Origin of the sequence: Trichococcus alkaliphilus (assembly GCF_003008695.1) — a bacterium.
Classification (GTDB): domain Bacteria; phylum Bacillota; class Bacilli; order Lactobacillales; family Aerococcaceae; genus Trichococcus; species Trichococcus alkaliphilus.
Genome location: NZ_PXZT01000003.1, coordinates 160,635 through 178,168, shown reverse-complemented (window position 1 = coordinate 178,168; position 17,534 = coordinate 160,635). Strand labels below are relative to the sequence as shown.

At 46.9% G+C, this 17,534-nt stretch carries 21 protein-coding genes; 20 read left to right on the top strand and 1 reads right to left on the bottom strand.

Annotation, left to right across the window (positions count from 1 at the left end; translation table 11 throughout):
• The first annotated feature begins 214 nt into the window (after positions 1-214).
• From C7R73_RS04010 to C7R73_RS03950, 13 genes are all read left to right on the top strand, one after another.
• Entirely contained in the window at positions 215-967 is a 753-nt protein-coding gene (locus C7R73_RS04010) for an alpha/beta fold hydrolase (protein ID WP_106449242.1), read from the top strand.
• Positions 968-1,053: 86 nt separating this feature from the next.
• The gene (locus tag C7R73_RS04005) at positions 1,054-2,040 is read left to right on the top strand and encodes an ABC transporter substrate-binding protein (RefSeq protein ID WP_106449241.1); all 987 of its coding nucleotides are present in this window, start codon (positions 1,054-1,056) and stop codon (positions 2,038-2,040) included.
• A gap of 13 nt (positions 2,041-2,053) precedes the next feature.
• A complete protein-coding gene (locus C7R73_RS04000) occupies positions 2,054-2,335 on the top strand; it encodes a hypothetical protein (protein ID WP_106449240.1) in 282 nt (93 codons plus the stop codon).
• A 269-nt stretch (positions 2,336-2,604) separates the two neighbouring features.
• On the top strand, positions 2,605-3,267 hold the full coding sequence (locus C7R73_RS03995) for a GyrI-like domain-containing protein (RefSeq protein WP_106449239.1): 663 nt from the start codon (positions 2,605-2,607) through the stop codon (positions 3,265-3,267).
• A gap of 154 nt (positions 3,268-3,421) precedes the next feature.
• Positions 3,422-4,195, top strand: a complete 774-nt coding sequence (locus C7R73_RS13815) for a CPBP family intramembrane glutamic endopeptidase (RefSeq protein ID WP_106449238.1) — start codon at positions 3,422-3,424, stop codon at positions 4,193-4,195.
• Positions 4,192-5,265 carry an alpha/beta hydrolase gene (locus tag C7R73_RS03985; protein WP_106449237.1) on the top strand — a complete coding sequence of 358 codons (1,074 nt, stop codon included), beginning with the start codon at positions 4,192-4,194 and terminating at the stop codon, positions 5,263-5,265. The genes C7R73_RS13815 and C7R73_RS03985 overlap by 4 nt, the downstream gene beginning before the upstream one ends.
• 153 nt (positions 5,266-5,418) lie before the next feature.
• On the top strand, positions 5,419-6,243 hold the full coding sequence (locus C7R73_RS03980) for an oxidoreductase (RefSeq protein ID WP_106449236.1): 825 nt from the start codon (positions 5,419-5,421) through the stop codon (positions 6,241-6,243).
• Between the two features lie 291 nt (positions 6,244-6,534).
• Positions 6,535-7,641, top strand: a complete 1,107-nt coding sequence (locus tag C7R73_RS03975) for an NADH-dependent flavin oxidoreductase (protein WP_106449235.1) — start codon at positions 6,535-6,537, stop codon at positions 7,639-7,641.
• 199 nt (positions 7,642-7,840) lie between these two features.
• Positions 7,841-8,440, top strand: coding sequence for a hypothetical protein (locus C7R73_RS03970; protein WP_106449234.1), 600 nt, complete (start codon positions 7,841-7,843; stop codon positions 8,438-8,440).
• A 68-nt stretch (positions 8,441-8,508) separates the two neighbouring features.
• Positions 8,509-9,165 (top strand): CPBP family intramembrane glutamic endopeptidase, encoded by a 657-nt coding sequence (locus tag C7R73_RS03965; protein WP_106449233.1) that lies wholly within the window; start codon positions 8,509-8,511, stop codon positions 9,163-9,165.
• A 37-nt stretch (positions 9,166-9,202) separates the two neighbouring features.
• Positions 9,203-9,466, top strand: coding sequence for a ZIP family metal transporter (locus tag C7R73_RS03960; protein WP_106449232.1), 264 nt, complete (start codon positions 9,203-9,205; stop codon positions 9,464-9,466).
• 63 nt (positions 9,467-9,529) lie between these two features.
• Entirely contained in the window at positions 9,530-10,333 is an 804-nt protein-coding gene (locus tag C7R73_RS03955; RefSeq protein ID WP_106449231.1) for a CPBP family intramembrane glutamic endopeptidase, read from the top strand.
• A 115-nt stretch (positions 10,334-10,448) separates the two neighbouring features.
• Entirely contained in the window at positions 10,449-10,871 is a 423-nt protein-coding gene (locus C7R73_RS03950) for an HIT family protein (protein WP_106449230.1), read from the top strand.
• 151 nt (positions 10,872-11,022) lie between these two features.
• Here C7R73_RS03950 and C7R73_RS03945 read toward each other — a convergent pair whose 3' ends face one another.
• A complete protein-coding gene (locus tag C7R73_RS03945) occupies positions 11,023-11,874 on the bottom strand; it encodes a pentapeptide repeat-containing protein (RefSeq protein ID WP_106449229.1) in 852 nt (283 codons plus the stop codon).
• A 251-nt stretch (positions 11,875-12,125) separates the two neighbouring features.
• Between C7R73_RS03945 and C7R73_RS03940 the strand changes: the two genes are divergently transcribed.
• The 7 genes from C7R73_RS03940 to C7R73_RS03910 all read left to right on the top strand — a co-directional run bounded on the left by C7R73_RS03940 (position 12,126) and on the right by C7R73_RS03910 (position 17,498).
• Positions 12,126-13,490: a deoxyribodipyrimidine photo-lyase gene (locus C7R73_RS03940; RefSeq protein ID WP_106449228.1), complete on the top strand. Its 1,365-nt coding sequence runs from the start codon at positions 12,126-12,128 to the stop codon at positions 13,488-13,490.
• 15 nt (positions 13,491-13,505) lie between these two features.
• On the top strand, positions 13,506-14,150 hold the full coding sequence (locus tag C7R73_RS03935; protein WP_106449227.1) for a DUF2238 domain-containing protein: 645 nt from the start codon (positions 13,506-13,508) through the stop codon (positions 14,148-14,150).
• A gap of 96 nt (positions 14,151-14,246) precedes the next feature.
• Positions 14,247-14,837: a DUF6448 family protein gene (locus C7R73_RS03930; protein WP_106449226.1), complete on the top strand. Its 591-nt coding sequence runs from the start codon at positions 14,247-14,249 to the stop codon at positions 14,835-14,837.
• Positions 14,794-15,330: a signal peptidase I gene (gene lepB / locus C7R73_RS03925; RefSeq protein ID WP_161525860.1), complete on the top strand. Its 537-nt coding sequence runs from the start codon at positions 14,794-14,796 to the stop codon at positions 15,328-15,330. Before C7R73_RS03930 ends, lepB begins: the two co-directional genes overlap by 44 nt.
• 86 nt (positions 15,331-15,416) lie before the next feature.
• Positions 15,417-15,665 (top strand): helix-hairpin-helix domain-containing protein, encoded by a 249-nt coding sequence (locus tag C7R73_RS03920; RefSeq protein ID WP_106449224.1) that lies wholly within the window; start codon positions 15,417-15,419, stop codon positions 15,663-15,665.
• Positions 15,666-15,717: 52 nt separating this feature from the next.
• Positions 15,718-16,509 carry a heliorhodopsin HeR gene (gene heR / locus C7R73_RS03915; RefSeq protein ID WP_106449223.1) on the top strand — a complete coding sequence of 264 codons (792 nt, stop codon included), beginning with the start codon at positions 15,718-15,720 and terminating at the stop codon, positions 16,507-16,509.
• 395 nt (positions 16,510-16,904) lie between these two features.
• Complete coding sequence (locus tag C7R73_RS03910) at positions 16,905-17,498, top strand: carboxymuconolactone decarboxylase family protein (RefSeq protein WP_106449222.1); 594 nt, start codon at positions 16,905-16,907, stop codon at positions 17,496-17,498.
• Positions 17,499-17,534 lie beyond the last annotated feature (36 nt).

Below are 17,534 nucleotides of genomic sequence, written 5' to 3'. Positions count from 1 at the left end.
GCGGATCACCGGATCCCAGTTTTTTTTGTGGGGTGGATTAAGGCAAGAAAGCGACTTTGCTCATCAAATATAGTAAGGTATCAGAAGTCTAGCTGAATACATAAAGTGGTATAATAATCTTGTAAAGAATGAGCCTTATTTTTTTTTAGTCTAGAGCTTCTGTGCAAAAAGAGTACCTTCCTTGCGTAAACCGATTATGAGGAGAGTCTTTGTCATGAAATTTCACGAGTTCGGGAACAAAAATCAAACGACGGTCATGCTTATCCACAGCCTTGGGACTACATGGGACAAGAGTTTCAGCAAAGTGATTCCCTTGCTGACGTCTCATTATTATGTCGTTGCTGTCGGGCTCGATGGGCATAATCCAGAAGAAAAATCGGATTATATCAATGGGGAAAAAGAAGCCGAGCAGGTCGAAAAATATATTCAAAACAACCTTGGTGGAAAAGTAGACGTGATTTATGCGTCCTCTTTGGGCTGTATCACCGCACTTTTAACGGCCTATCGCCGGAACGTGACAGTCAGTAATATTATTTTGGACGGTACAGCTGATATGTCGCTTGGTCTATTCAACAAACCAACGTCAAATATAGCCGGCTGGTTTGGAGAAAAAATTTTAACAGGCAGGATGAATGGATTTCTGAAACTTGGAGGTATCACTCCTGAGATGCTTCAAACATTTCTGTATCCCGGCATCTCCAGAAAGACTCTGAAAAATGCTTTCTACGACGCAGCCTCCATGTTCAAGCAGATCGATAAAATGGAGCCCTATCAAGCGGTCAGAGTATCCTGTTGGTATGGCAGCAAGGAAAAGTTGGCTGCGCGAGGTGCCAAAAAAATCAGAAAAGCATTCCTGAACGGCAAGGACACGCTCTTTGAAGGCTTTGGACATGGTGAAATCCTGCTTCATCCAGAGCAATTCTGCAAAGAAATGCAACGTTTTTTGAATCCATGCATGGGCCCTTAACATAGCATTCAAACCACCTTTTTTTGAAAGTAAGCGTTTAATAAATAGTGGCAGTAAGCAACAGTTGCAGAAAGGAAGGAACAGCAATGAAACAGAGACTGATCATTGGGTTATTGTTTACGATCTTAGTGTTGGGTGGATGCAATGCATGGGATAAAGCATATGAAGAAGCAGGCTCAGCTAGTTTCACAGTTGCATCGATTACTGGTCCTGCTGCATTGGGATTCATCAAGGCGATGGAGCCTAGTATCGATCCTCAAGTGAGGTTGGGGGACACGGTGTACTACTCTTTCGAGGAGGATGAGGGAGCGCTCTACGCACAACTTTTGGAAGGTAAAGCTGATATGGCGGTTGTACCTACAGAAATTGCCGCGAAGCTCTATAGTGAGGGTGCAGGATACCAATTGGCGGCAGTTAATACAGGCGGATACCTCTATCTGTTGTCAGCTGATGAGTCAATCAGTGAAGTTTCTGACCTCAGAGGAAAAGCTATAACAATTGTAGGGGAGAAATCGGTTGCTGACGTTGTTTTCAGACAGTTGTTGATGCAAAATGGCATCGATCCGAATAATGATTTGACGCTAACCTATGCTGAAAGTGCAGAGACAGCGATGGGAAACGTCGCAAATAGTGACCTCATCCTGTTATCTGAGCCATGGGTGACCGATTTGTTGGATGAAAACAGTGACTTCAGCATCGCTTTGGATATTCAGGAAGAATGGATGGGGATTAACGAGAATGAGATGCCATTGCCTTTGACATGCTTGATCGTTAAGAAAGAAATCCCTATTGATAGAGCAGAAGAATGGGATTTGTTTGTGGCTGATTATAAGGATTCCATCGACTGGATCAATAGCAAACCAGCTGAAACGGCGAAACTGTTGGATAAACATGAAGTAGGGATAACGAAAGAACAGGCAGAGGGAGTGATTTCCCGCAGCAATCTGGACCATTGGGATGCAGTAAATTCCAAACAAGCAGTAGAAAAATACTTGAGCCTATTTTTAGAAGCGGAAGCTGATGGAACCGAAGTAAGCCTACCTGATGCAGCATTCTATCTATCGGAAGAATAAGGAGGAAGTAATCATGAAAATGCAGTTTTGGTCCAAAACGACGACCGGGAAATGGGCAGCGGGTTTGACTTTGGCTTTCATCGTGTTGATGGCTTTAAAAATGGTTGGGCTTGGGGCCGCAATCAGGCTCCCGTTACCGTCCCCCGGGCTTGCGTTGATGGGAGTGATCGGTTTCGTCATGGGGCTGATAGCCGTCATCAAATACAAGGACAGAGCCCTGCTGACGTTGCTTTCAATTCCGGTAGGGATAATCATCATCGCATGGACGCTCGCAGAAATTGCCTTTCCGCACTGATGTATCGTTATCCGAAAATCATATTGAGCAAGACGTCCTTGGTCAGGACGTCTCTTTTTTGGCTCTTTATAATGTTCTTGCGGGGAAGGGATGTAAAAGATTCCCTAGTGGGCGGTATGGTATAATGAGACCGAAAAATGGCGGTTACACAAATTGGGTGGATACCGCTCCAAGCCATATCGCATAAAATAATTCGGATGACACGAATACCAAGCTGGACCTACAGGTGCTCATATAAAGCCATATTTTCGCAAGGGAGGAAAAAGGAAATGCCAAGTCCATTAGATTTCAAAAAGGAAGATAAAAATCTATATCAGCCCAAGACGGTCCCTGTGATCGTCGATGTGCCGAAGATGAAGTTCATCATGGTTGACGGCAAGGGAGACCCCAATGAGGAATCGGGGGAATACGCGAAAGCGATCGAAATACTTTACGGACTGTCCTATACCATCAAAATGAGCAATAAAAGTGGCAATGCCCCGGCGGATTTCTTTGAATACGTTGTTCCGCCATTGGAGGGTCTATGGTGGACGGAGCTTGATCGTCCCTTTGACACGAGCCAGAAGGAAAAGTTGATCTGGACAGCGATGATCCGGCAACCGGCATTTGTCACCGAAGAAGTATTCCGATGGGCCGTTGAGGGGCTGAAGAAAAAGAAACCGGAGCTTGACCTCACTAGGGCAAGGTTGGCGGAGTTCACGGAAGGGCTTTGCGTACAGATGCTGCATATGGGTCCCTATGATACCGAAGCAGTGACGGTTAAGGCCATCGACGACTTTGCTGCAGCCACTGGATACGTCAATGCCATTTCGGAAGTAAGTCCGGACGGCACAACCCGAAGGCACCATGAAATTTACCTGAACGATCCGCGCAGAGTCGCTCCGGAAAAAATGAAGACGGTCGTCCGCCATCCGATCAGGAAAAAGATATAAAATAGATAATCGTTCAGTTTGCTCTAGCCTGTTACCGCAGTCCTAGAGCTTTTTTCATATCATAATGAGCACCACATGGAAAAACGTCGTCGTTGTCAATAACAGATAGATTTCCCTAGACACATAAAGCATCCTTAACCAAGGAGGAAATATATTGGAAAAGCTATTTCGAAAATATTATTTGCGCACCTTTTATGTTATTACATTCCTATTCAGCATTCTTTTGTTAACCTTACATTATGTATTCCGATCTGCAGGGGACTATTCTGTTTCCTTTACCCAATTGTCACCCGTCTTTGCGGTGGCTGGGCTGGCATTGCTGTTAAAGGACAAAACGATCATCAAGGACATAAGGAACCATTTTCGTGTGGATAAGTCCGTTGTGAAATGGCTGATAACTGCCATTGTTATCCCGGCCGTGTGCATCATCGTCAGCAGTTTCATCATGACTTATTATGAAGTTGACTTTGTCGCTTGGGAAGGTGATGCATTGTTCTATTTGTTGAATTTTGTTGCGATACTGATCGGGTGCGCTGCGGAAGAAATAGGCTGGCGCGGGTTTCTGCTGCCGAACTTGCAAAAAAAGTATACACCGTTTACCAGCGGTGTCATTGTGGGCATCCTTTGGGGTGTCTGGCATTTGAACTTTACCGGTGGTCTTTTGGGATTCGTCTTGTATACGGTCACCATCATAGAAATGTCCATTTTAATGACTTGGCTGTACAACAAATCAGCTGGGAATCTTGTGCTCATGACTGTTTGGCACTTTACCTTCAATGTTACCTCGCATATGTTCTTATGGGGCAGATTCACCCTGCAGTTATTTGCAGTCGAGAGCACAGTGTTCGGTATTCTGTGTCTATTCCTGTTCGTTACCGAGAGGAATTCATCTTTCTTTAAAAGCAGTGCTGGGAGCATCGAAGTATGAAAAATATACATTTCAAAAGGAAAACAGTCAAAATAGCGCTGATAAGCATGATGCTATTTATCGGCGTTATTTCAATAGGCTCGATGGGTTACGTCAAAACGAACTACGATGAAAGTTTTTCCAGGGTCGACAAACCGGATCCGAAATATTCAGGCTACCTTAGATACAGCGATGTTGCCGATGCTTATGAACGCACGGAAATCACATTCGAATCAGGCGGAAATGCGTTGAAAGGCTACGTCTATGGCAGCGAAAACGATAAAGGCTTAGTCGTCATTTCTGCTGGGTTGGGATTCGGTGCAGAGAACTACTTGGCAGAAACGATGTATTTCGTTGATAACGGATGGCGCGTTTTGACTTTCGACAATACCGGGACACACGAAAGCGAAGGGGAAAGCACGATGGGCCCTTCGCAATCCTTATTGGATTTGGATGCTGCCTTGACCTTCATTCAAGGCGATCAACGATTAAACAATTTTCCTGTCATGCTCTATGGACACAGCTGGGGAGGCTATGCGGTCACCGCAATTTTGGATTCCGGCTTTGACATCGCTGCAGTCGCCAGCATCGGTGGATTCAATTCGCCCATGGAACTGTTAAATGAGCAGGTGGACAGCCTGTTAGGGGCTTTTTCCCCGATAGCCTATCCTTTCCTGTGGACATATCAGAACATCCTTTTCGGTAACACTGCCTGGGTCACAGCTACCAACGGCATAAATAGTACGGATACTCCTGTCATGATTATACATGGCGTCAAAGATGAAGCGATAGCATACGATGGCGCGAGCATCATTGCCCATCGGGACGAAATCATCAATCCCAACATTGTTTACAAAACTAGCAGTGCAGAAAATCATGACGGACACAACAATCTATTCGAATCCGACGCCGCAAGCGAATATGCAAAAACTAAGAATATGGAATATAAGGAAATATACGATCGGTATGACGGGGAAATCCCAGATGAGATCAAGGAAGAATACTATGAGGGTGTCGACAGATTCCGGACGAGTGAGGTGGATACGGACTTCATGGATGAGATCAATTTCTTTTTTGAAGAGGAATTATGATTTCTGAATTATTTTGCTATAAGGAAAATAAAACGCTTCCCTTGAAGTGCACTCCAAGGTGTATACTTCTGTTTGTAATGCGAGCGGTGCCATTTTTATTCTTTAAAGGGCGCAAGGATCAAAATAAACAGCTTCGGAAAGGAAGTAAACAATATGACAACATGGTTGATTACAGGCTGCTCCAGCGGCATCGGCAGAGGAATCGCAAAGGCAGTTCTGAAGAACGGGGATAACGCGGTCGTGACGGCACGGGATATTTCCACGGTGGCGGATATCATCGCAGATTACCCCGATACCGCCATTTCAGTAGCTTTGGATATCACAGACAAAGAGAGCATCACCAATGCCGTGAAAGCGGCAGCGGACAAGTTCGGCGGGGTGGACATCCTCGTGAACAACGCAGGCTATGGCTATCGTTCTTCAGTTGAAGAAGGCGAAGAAGAAAGCGTGAATCTGCTGTTCGACACGAACTTCTTCGGACCGATTGCATTGATCAAGCAGGTTTTGCCGTACATGCGGGCGCAGAAAAACGGCGCCATCCTAAATGTTTCTTCGATCGCTGCCGCCCGCTCCGGTGTCGGCTCCGGTTATTATGCCGCATCCAAGGCCGCTTTGGAGTTGATGACGGACGGCTTGATGAAGGAACTCGCACCTTTAGGGATCAAAGTGATGACCGTGGAACCAGGCGCTTTCCGGACCAAATTCTACGACACTTCCCTTAAAGGGACTCAGAAGCAGATCGAAGATTATGCCGATACTGCTTGGAAAACCAGAAAAGAGAACATCGTCGACAACCAGGACCAGCCCGGCGATCCGGATAAGGCGGGAGAGGTCATCTACGAAACTATGAAGAAAGAAAACCTTCCGAAACGGTTGTTGCTGGGTTCGGATGCAGTCAAAATCGTGTCCGTAGAGATGAAAGAAAGATTGCAGGAAATCGAAGATTGGAGCGCCATCAGTAAACAGACGGACTACTGATCGGGTTTCTGGAAATGTGAAAACATAGAAATGATAAAGACTGCGGAGACGTGTAGGATGCCTTTTGCGCAGTTTTTTCGTGAGTAGATAGCGCTGATAAGGTTTCCCGTAAAAACTCTGGGAGTCCGATTCCTGAATGACAACATTTAAAATCAGGGCTCTTGCAAAAGAGAAGCACTTGTAATAAAATATATGCATGCGCATGAATTGCGAATGAAACGAGCGTTTTGTTTGGGTATTTCCGGCAGGCTCGGTAGAATGAAATAAATCAATCCAAGAGGAGAGAAAAATATGTCAACAATGAACAGCAAGTTCACTTTCAAACGCGGTCTTGAATTGAAGAACCGCATCATGATGGCGCCGATGACGACGAAGATGAGTTTCTATGACGGCGTCGTGACATCCGACGAAATCAATTACTATGCGCTTCGTTCCGGCGAAATCGGCGCAGTCATCACAGGCGCAGCGAATGTGCAGAACGACGGAAAAGGTTGGGAAGGCGAATTGAGCGTTGCTTCCGATGTGTTCATTCCGGGTTTGAGCAAATTGGCTGCCGCCATCAAGAAGAATGGCACTAAAGCCATCCTGCAAATTTTCCACGGTGGCCGTATGACGGATTCAAGCGTCTTGCGGGGCGTTCAGCCAGTGGCTCCGAGTGCGGTTGCTGCCGAAAGACCGAATGCCGAAACGCCGAGAGCTTTAGCCGGCGATGAAATACTGGATCTGATCGAAAACTTCAAAGCTTCGACTCGTCGCGCAATCGAAGCCGGTTTTGACGGTGTGGAACTGCATGGCGCGAATACTTATTTGTTGCAACAATTCTTCTCGCCGCACTCCAACCGCAGAGACGACGAATGGGGTGGTACCCTGGAAAAACGGTTCAGTTTCATCGACAAATTGGTTGATGAAGTGACGGCAACCGTGGATGAATCGGGCGCCGAGAACTTTATCGTCGGTTACCGTTTTTCCCCAGAGGAATATGAAAATCCTGGCATCCGCTTTACAGATACACTGTTCCTTGTGGACCAATTGGCCGATAAAGGCTTGGATTATCTGCATATTTCCTTGAGGGACCGTCAACTCGTTTCGGTTTCTGAGGACCATAAAGAGAAAAGCATGATGGCGTACATACATGAACAAATTAACGGACGTGTGCCGCTGGTCGGTGTCGGCGATGTCCGCACAAGTGAAGATGCAGAAAACGTATTGGAAAATTCGGAGCTTGTTGCCGTTGGACGTGCGTTGCTGATCGATCCGCATTGGGGCGCGAAAGCCCTCGACAAAAAGGATGATCTGATCCGCCAAGCAATATCCAACTACGACCGCGAAGAACTGTTCCTTGCGAACGGCGTCTGGGGCTTCATGGAATTCATGATGCCGGACCGTTTAGGGAAATAAACAATTAGTTAGACCATACAGACATCCTTGGAAAGGGACTTCTGTATGGTCTTTTTTCAGTGCATCAGATGCAGCCGCACGCGATTCCGGGGCTGAGTATATGTTATAATGAGGTCGAAAAAGAGTGGTTACAAAAACGTTGTAAGTCGATTGTCTTCCTTAATCCATAGGCTTTTGTCAGTTCAAGGAGGAGCTTCAGATGATCAAAAATAACAAACGCCAATGCTTCTTTTGTTTCATTATGACCATGTTGTTATTAATCTTTTCGGGCTGCGGTTCATCCAGCGACGAAGCAGCCTCATCTTCGGATCCGGAAGCGATCAGGGAGAGCCAAATCAGGGAACTGGAAAGCAGCGATCTGATCGGAAATGTGGATGCGTACGCGGCTATCCAAGGTGTGCTTGCGGAAGGGCCCGCACCGACTCCGGCCAAAGTGTTCATCATCGAAAACGATGAATCAGTAGAGGAAGGCGTTGAAGAAAAGTACGTCTATTCGCCGCACTATATTGATTTGCCGGAGGAACTGCAGGCCAAGTCTGATGCCGAAATGAATGTTTTGGTGAAGCTACGCAGCTATTACATGGAAACCGGAACCTACTCAAATGAAGGGATTGCCTACACACGCTATGTCCAAATAACTATCCTGGACAGGTCTGCTGGCACCATCATCCATCAGGAAACACTTATCGGATCAGCGCCTTTCAGCATCAGTGAAGATCAATCCGCGGGGTATGGTTATGTCCCAGATTACCAAGTGCTGGAGAAAATTCTGGCGTATTTTGGTTATTCGGAAGAATGAAGCTGACGATTTTAGAAAGTTGAGACAGAATAGTCGAAGAACCAAAGGCTTACAGAAGGGACGTTTGCATGATGGAAAACCGGAACCGATTGACTGTGCTGTCAATTGTTGAATTGGCGCTGATGGCTTATGCGGTACTCTTCGATATCCTCTTGCCGACTGTTGTTGTATCAGCAATCGGCTTCGTTTTCCTGCTGCTGCAAAAGGAGAAATTCTCAGCGATTGGGTTCAAGAAGCCAAAACGCTTTTTGAAAATGGCGTTGGGTGTCTTTGCATTGGCAATCGGTTGGACAATCGTGAATTTTGGACTCATTCTGCCAATATTGAACCGACTGTCCGGAACGACCCGCGATGTCAGTACATTTGCCGATCTGCAGGGGAATGTCGGCGAATTGCTGTTTTTGCTGGCGGTAAGTTGGACCTTGGCTGCAGTCGGAGAAGAGCTGGCCTATCGGGGGTTTATGCAAAACAGAATCATCAGTTTGTTTTCGGAGAGAAAAACAGGGATTGCTTTTGCCATCGTTGCTTCTTCCTTGCTGTTCGGGTTTGCGCATACGGAACAAGGCGTCGTTGGCGTTGTCACCACATGCCTCGATGCCCTTTTCTACAGCTTTGTCAGGTATAAATACGATAATCTATGGGCTGCTGTCTTAGCGCATGGCTTCATGAACACAATCGGAATCGTAACTTTCTTCTTCACCGGTCCGTTATACGGACTCTGGTGACGTTGGGAATACCTGAAGTTTGATTGGAGGGATGGCAATGTTTACAGGCAGCACTTTCTCTTTCGTTGCGTTATTTGCCCTAAGTGCCATGGTCGTGAACAGCATCGGGATTTGGGTCATCTACAAAAATAAGCAGTGGGTCGACCAGAACATCGAGTATTTCATGTGCTTTGCGGCAGGCGTCCTGATCACCTCCCCGTTGATCAGGGCCTTTCCGGAGGAACACGACAAGGAGCACGCTTACTTGGCTTTCCTTTGCGGTGTCGCGCTAGCGCTGTTCATTATGTTTAGTGAAAGCTAGTTCAGTGTTGACAGCAAGTCAACACTAATTACAGCCAGTAACTCATCGTTTGGAGGTGAAGAGATGAAACGAAATGTCTGGCTATATCTGCTGGTATCCTTCGGCTGGACATGGGCTTGTTGGATCGGAGGAGCCTTACTCATCCAGCTGAACGGTTATGCTTTGGACACAGATGTCACGCTATTTGAAGTGGTCGGAGCACTCGGAAAAGAGCAATCCGCTTTTCCGCAGTTGTTGTTTGCTCTGGGTGTGTTTGGGCCGATTTTGGGAAGTTTGATTGCGGGGAAACCGTTTAAAGACTTTTTTTCTTTGAAGGCGCGGTCTTTCGCCACCTATGCATTTCTGATTCCGCTAGTGATTGTGATTCCGACATTGATCATGAGCTTTTTGTTCAGCAAGGTGGCGGAAGGAAAGATGGCTTTTGACAGCGCGGCAAGCGCAATCGGGCTGTATTTTCTGTCGAACCTGTTGACGAGTGGGACGGAGGAATTTGGCTGGCGCGGCTTTCTTTATCCCTATTTGCGGAAACGGGAAAAAAGCTTCTGGGAGGCTACCTGGAAGGGTGGAATCATCTGGGCGGTTTGGCATTATCCACTCTTAATTTTGATGTATGCAGGCCAAGGTATGGTCGTGCTGCTGCCGTCTTTGGCTGGATTCACTGCTGGTATCGTTGCGATGAACTATCTGACCAATTTTGTGTTTGAGAAGACCGAGTCAATCCCTACCGTGGTGGCCATGCATGCGCTGAATAACACCGCCAGCTATGCGGTGCTGCTGTTCTTTCCGGGGACCCCATTTCTGATTCTGGTGCATCTGACAGCTTGGGCCATGGTCGGGTATGTGGAAAAGAAGCACCACTTGGATTGAATACGGATCCAGTTTGTTCACATTTTGTCCGCAATACTGTTGGATTATGGACAAAATGTAGGCGCTTAAAAGTGATATAATGGACCGGAAGTATATTTCTAGGAGGTCTGTGTTTATGAAAGATGAAAATTGCGCCTATTGCATGGAAGGCGAAATGGTGTTGGCATTCGGTTACCCTTGCTGTGAATTGCCTTACAGCAAAGTCTACGTTTTTAAAGAACAAAGCCACAAAGGTCGTGTGATCGTTGCCTACAAAGACCACGTCAGCGAATTGGTGAACATCACGGATGAAGAGCGCAACGGCTACTTCGCCGACATCGCAACAGTTGCGAACGCGTTGCATAAAGCCTTCAGCCCTGAAAAAGTGAATTACGGTGCTTACGGCGATACCGGTAAACACCTGCACTTCCACTTGGTGCCAAAATACAAAGACGATGCCTTCGAATGGGGCTCGACATTCGACATGAACCCAGGCCGCGTGACCCTGACGGACGATGCGTACGAAGCATTGGCTGAACAAATCCGCGCAAACATGTAGAGAGCGTGATGATTCGCGTTTAGAGAGCGTGATGAATCCCTTTTAAGAGAGCGTGATGATTCTGTACTAAAAAAGCTGACTCCGCCTGGAGTCAGCTTTTTGCTTTAACCAAAAGGAAAGTAACTGGTGCAATACACAAATTATCAACAAATCAGGCCGTCCAATGAGAGGGCCTTTGGATATAAAATGGCAGCAATGTCTTTTCATCACCTTTGGCCGAATTAATTTGCATTTGGGTCAAAAATATACTCGTGGATAAGTTTGCTCCACTTAAATCAGCATCTCGCAAATCAGCCCCGATAAAATCAACCACTCTTAGATCCGCATTCCTCATATCGGCAGCAATCAGATACGCTCCTCTCAAATTGACAGCCTTCAGATCTTGCCCGCTTAAATTTTTGCCGATCCAGTCGGCTCTTTCATGATTGTAATCCTTGGCTTTTTTAGTGTTGGATAGGGTTGAAGTTAGGCTTTCCCGAATATACTTACTGGTTTCCGAAAGCAACTCATTTAAGGGAAACCTGTACATCACTATATCCAAAGACAACAGTTGATCAGCATTGCGTTTTATTAGGTTCTGCAACTCTTTTAACTGCACGTTCAATTTCTCGGACAAAGCCTGGGGTAATTCATAAGACAAGGCTTCTGCCGTGTAGGCAATCATTTCATGGATTTGTTCTATAATCGGAAACGTTTGGAACATTCTGGCTCCAATTTCAGGGTCATCCCGCCAGCTTTGACCTTTAAAAGTAATTTGTGAGACAACTTGTCCAGCTCCCAAACAGTCAAATACTGTACAACCCTTAAAACCTTTCTTCCGTAAGTTAGCGTGAATTTTACACCCATAATCGGATTGCAAATTGACGCAAGGACTGCCTGCCGGTTTGTTGATTGCAAAATCGCTCGACGCTATAAGGTTGAGCGCTGTGCAGCAAAGTCCAAAGCACTGCGAACAATCTGCAGCTAAACTTTTTCTGATATTTTTGGCTGTTTCTTTATCCATTTTTACAACCATTCCTTTCGCATTGATCAAGGTGCAAAAAATATGGAACTAATTTTTCGGGTGGATAGCCATATTTGTATTTTTGAACCGAAGAGAAATTCTAGGTTCCATTATACATGAATTTCAAGCCATCTGTGGGATGCAAATAGAGATAATTATGGTTGCTTCCCGATCCACAAAAATAGGTGGATTGGGTGCGATGTTCTATAATAAGTATGACAACAAACGAAATGATATACGGGGGAAAACGGATGATAATGGAAGAAAGAAACAAGCAACTGAACGATAAGAACGTAGTGATGGAGCGACCATTTGTCGTCTACTGGATGCAGAGTTCGCAGCGGGCGGAGTACAACCATGCCTTGGAATACGCGATTCGTCAGGCCAACCGGCTCGAGAAATCGCTGGTCGTCTACTTCGGGGTCACTGACGGTTTCCCGGAAGCCAATGAGCGTCACTATGCATTTATGCTGGAAGGGCTGAAGGAAACGAAGGCCGCACTGGAGCAGCGCGGCATCCAACTGTTGATCCGGAAAATATCGCCGGAACAAGGCGCTTTGGAGATGTCCGGATTGGCTGCCTTGTTGGTGGTCGACCGCGGTTATCTCCGAATCGATCGTCAATGGCGCACTGCCTTGGCCGAGGGTGCCCGATGCGCCGTCGTCCAGATTGAAAGCAACGTCGTCGTCCCGGTCGAACTGGCTTCTCCCAAAGAGGAGTATTCCGCTGCGACCCTGCGTTCAAAACTGAAAAAAATCCTGCCGCAGTGTTTGGCGCCATTGGAAGAGACAGTCTGCCAGCACCCATCGCTCGCATCGGAGCTTCCGTTCGAAGCGTATGACGTTTCGGATACCGAAAAGGCCTTGGCGGGGTTGGCTATCGACCGAAGTGTCCCGCGCGTTTCCGATTATATCGGCGGAACAAGCGAAGCCAAGCGCTGGCTGGAGGACTTCATCGAAAATAAATTGGCTGGGTACAGCGAACGGAAGAACCGCCCGGGTGAGTTATTTACCTCAAACCTGAGCCCCTATCTCCATTTCGGACAGATTTCGCCGCTTTATGTTTATCGCAGACTGATGGGGATGGACAGCGAAAGTCAGCAGAGTTTCCTGGAAGAACTTGTCGTCAGGAGAGAGTTGGCCATCAATTTCGTTTACTACAATGAACAGTACGATTCCTTTGTAGCCGTGCCGGATTGGGCCAAGAAGACGCTGGCCAAGCACTTGGCCGATGAACGTGAATATCTGTATTCCTTGGAAGAATTGGAAGCTGCCAAGACGCACGACGACTACTGGAACGCCGCACAGCTTGAGATGAATCTGACCGGGAAAATGCATGGGTACATGCGGATGTATTGGGCCAAGAAAATTCTGGAGTGGAGCAGCACACCTGAAGAAGCCTATAGCAAAGCCATATATTTGAACAATAAATATCTGTTGGATGGCCGTGATCCGAATGGGTTCGCAGGGGTGAGCTGGTGTTTCGGCAAACACGACCGGCCGTGGGGGGAACGGGCCATCTTCGGGAATGTCCGTTTTATGAATGACAAAGGTCTGAAGCGCAAGTTTGACATGCAGCTGTATATGGATCAGGTTGCGGAACGGTCACGTAAATAGAAGGAGGCGGAATGGATGGCGGGAAATGGCAAAAAGGCAGAACCCTTGCATATAATCCTTTTGGTACTTTTCGTTGTAGCGTACATTATTTCGGCCATACGTCCATTGGATCGGCTTGCTTGGATGGGTCAGATGACGCCTGCGCTCTTGCTCGTTTTCTTGTTGGTTGTGACTTACCGGAAGTTCCGTTTCAGCACTTTCGTCTATGTGATGGCTTTTCTGCATGCTTTGTTGTTGGTTTACGGCGCGCACTTTACCTATTCCCAGAATCCTTTGTTCAATCAATGGAAAGAACAGTTCGGTTGGGAGCGCAATTACTTTGACCGGGTGGGGCATTTCGCCCAAGGCTTCGTGCCGGCTTTTTTGGCCAAGGAGTTTCTGCTGCGGGGCGGTTATGTCAAGAAAGGCAATATGCTGACGCTTATCGTCATTCTGTCCTGCCTCGGCTTCAGTGCAGCCTATGAGCTGAGCGAATTTGCGCTCGTCAAGATTATGGGTGTGCCCGCTGATGCTGTCATGGGGACGCAGGGTGACGCCTTCGACAGCCTTTGGGATATGATTTGGGCATTGATCGGTGCGAGTCTGGCCGTGTTTGTATTCGGCCCCTTTCACGATCGCCAAATGGAAAAGATGGGGGATCCCGATGGACCGCTCCGTTAGCCAGACTCTAAATGTTGGCCTATAATGAAGATGAAACTGAGGTTGGAGCAGAGTGACAGTCGTTTTTGTTGTATTTGCGAGAAGGAGGAAAATGAAATGGAAATGATGCTGGTAATGGCAGCCGTTGTATTTTTTGGCGTTCTTTTTGTACCTGTGAAAGCAAAAGCACATTGCGATACTATGGATGGACCTACAGCTGTTGACGGAAAGCAAGCACTGGAGACCTGCAACGTTAATTATGCGTTAAAATGGATCCTTCCGGAGCACGAGGAAGAACTGAAGGGAATCTTTGCCTTGAGCAGTAAGGTCAGGGCACTCGGGCCGGATGCAAAGGAATTGGCGGATAGATATTTCCTTGAGAATCTTGTCAGAATTCATCGGGCCGGGGAAGGAGCCTTCTATGAAGGGCTAAAGCCTTCGGGAACCCCCATTGATGAAAAAGTTGCAGCAGCCGATAAATGCATAGAAGTAGGAAACTTATCTCCATTAGAAGGGTTGCTGTCCCATGAAGAAATGCATGAACTGGAAGGGAAATTCGAAAAAGCTTTGTCACTGAAAAAATTTGATGTTGATGACGTGGAAGCTGGGAGAGCTTACATAGAGGCTTATGTCGATTTCTTCAAGACGGTGGAAGGTGAACACCATGCACATAAGCACGATCATGGCCATGTTGCGCACCCGCATTGATCTGGACCAGAGCTTACTGTATATTTCGCTGACTATTGCCGCCATTTTCGCCGCCGGACTCGTCCGAAAACATATTTTTTTCCTTACTGTGGTGCAGTCCGATTCGATGTATCCTACTCTACGGTCAAAGGGTTGGGGAGTCACACTTCGCATCCATGACGCAATGGAAATCAAAAGAGGCGACATCCTCGTTTTTTATTCCGCTGAGCTCAAGGATATGTTGGTAAAAAGGGTCATCGGATTTCCGCATGACCATATTATCTGTGAACGGGATGGCGCCGTTTACGTGAACGGGAAAAGCCTGGAAGAACCCTATCGCGAGCCAACGGAAGGGAAAAGATCGGAATATCGAGTTCCGGCAGGCAAGTATTTTTTGATGGGGGACAACAGGGCACACTCATATGATAGTCGTTCTTTTCTTGATCCGTTCATCTCAGAACAGGCTATCCAAGGAAGAATCATTTTCTCCCTCGTGCCATTCCGAAAAATCTGATCGGAACGATTCTATATGCACATGATAAAGTCTCGGTTAGGACGTTTTGGTAAATGTGGATATTAACTTAGCAAAGGACTGAGGGTATGAAAGAACTACAGCAAATTCCCGGTATCGGGCCTAGGATGGCGGCAACACTAGTCTCGTTGGGAATAAATACGATTGCTGACCTGCGCGACAAGGATCCGCAGGAACTTTACGAGCGTTTGAACCGGATTACTGGGCATCGGCAAGATCCCTGCGTGCTGTACACTTTCCGTTGCGCTGTCTATTACGCGACCGAACCGCATCCAGAGCCGGAAAAGCTGAAGTGGTGGAACTGGAAAGATAAATAGGTCCGCTGAACAATCATTTCATCAATCATTAGAGAAAGGAAGGCACATCATCATGAAAGAAATTACGACAGAAAAACTGCGGCGCTTCAATCTGGTCATGGGCGGACTCCACCTGATCCAAGGCATTGCGATGCTGTTCTTGGCAACGAACGTCATCCAGAAAATCGGCGAGTTCAGTCCTGAAATCAGCCAATTCTATCTGGCTTTCAATCCCGAAACGCGCTCGCTGGAAACGGCCTCGCGTATCCTTTTTGAATTGCCGTTCGGAGTTCTGGTTGCTTCGTTCTTGTTCATTTCCGCTATCGCGCATGCCTTGATTTCCATTCCCAAAAATCTGAATGCAATCTATAATGCCGATTTGGAAAAGGGCATCAATAAATTTCGTTGGTTCGAGTATGCGCTCAGTTCATCAATCATGATTGTCCTGATTGCGACCCTGTTCGGCATCTACGATATCGCTTCGCTTATTCTGATCTTCATTGTCAACGCCACTATGAATCTCTTCGGTCTCGTGATGGAGCAGCTGAATGCGGGCCATTCAAAAGACAACATCCAATGGGGACCGTTCATCTGGGGCTCGATTGCCGGAATTGCACCATGGATCGCCATCTTGCTCTACATGTTCGGGACCGGCAACTTCGGTGAGGTGCCTTGGTTTGTCTGGGCAATCGTCGGTACTTATTTCGTTGCTTTCAACACTTTCCCGATCAACATGATTTTGCAGTACAAGAAAGTCGGGAAATGGGCGGACTACCTCTACGGGGAGCGGGTCTATATCGTGCTCAGTCTGGTTGCGAAATCGATCCTTGCTTGGCTTGTGCTTTTCGGAGCGATGCAGCCATGATTCAGTTAGGCTTAAGGCGCTGTACTTTACAAAAATAATACAGAATGTTTCGATCCAATTTACAAAAACGGTGTATATTGAAGGTGTGGAGGAAAGGGAATTAATTTCTGCTTAACTTCTATTCGAATGATCATGCTACAGCCGGACGGGTTGGGCGTCCACCAGAAAGCTTCTGATGGATGCCCAACCTGTCCGTTTTTTTGCGTCATCAGTCAGAATACCATTATCGGCAATCGCGGGGGCCAAGGATCATCAGGAACACCATGAGCGTTTGAACCGTTGGCACTGGTAAAACCGGTAGGGTAGCCAAATTGTCTTCTTTACTATACATACCTATAGGGGTATAATGATTTTTAACAAATCTGGCGAAGACGTGCAGAGTAAAGGAGACAACAATGGCGCAGGAATTCTACAAGAAAATATACTCAGTGCGGGAATTTTATTCAATTTTGTATGACGGAGTCCGCACAATAAAATACATGATCAAAGCCAAAAAGAAAAAAGAATTGAGTCCGGAATTCATCGAGAGGATCATGTTGGGCGTGACGGAAGTAAATGGCTGCGAAGTTTGTTCCTATGCCCACACGAAGATGGCTCTCGAGCAAGGGATGGGTGCGGATGAAATCCAGCAATTGTTGGCGGGATCCGCTGACGAAATCCCTGTTGAGGAAATGCCGGCGTACCTTTTCGCCCAGCATTATGCCGACAGGAGAGGGTATCCGACCGAAGAATCCTGGGATCGGATCGTCTCTCTTTATGGGGAAGACAAGGCCAAAGGGATTTTGGGTGCCGTCCGGGCCATCATGGTTGGCAATGCGCATGGGATCGCGTTCAGTGCTTTCTTGAGCCGATTGAAAGGTAAAGCAGTCAAAAAGAGCAGTCTGTTGTATGAAATCACAATGATGCTGAGCATCATCGTCTATCTGCCGCTGACTTTTCTACATGCTCTGATCGACGGCCTGTTCAAGAAACCGATCATCAGTTTCTGAGGATGTGCCTGGACTAAATCATTTTGTTTGTGGATA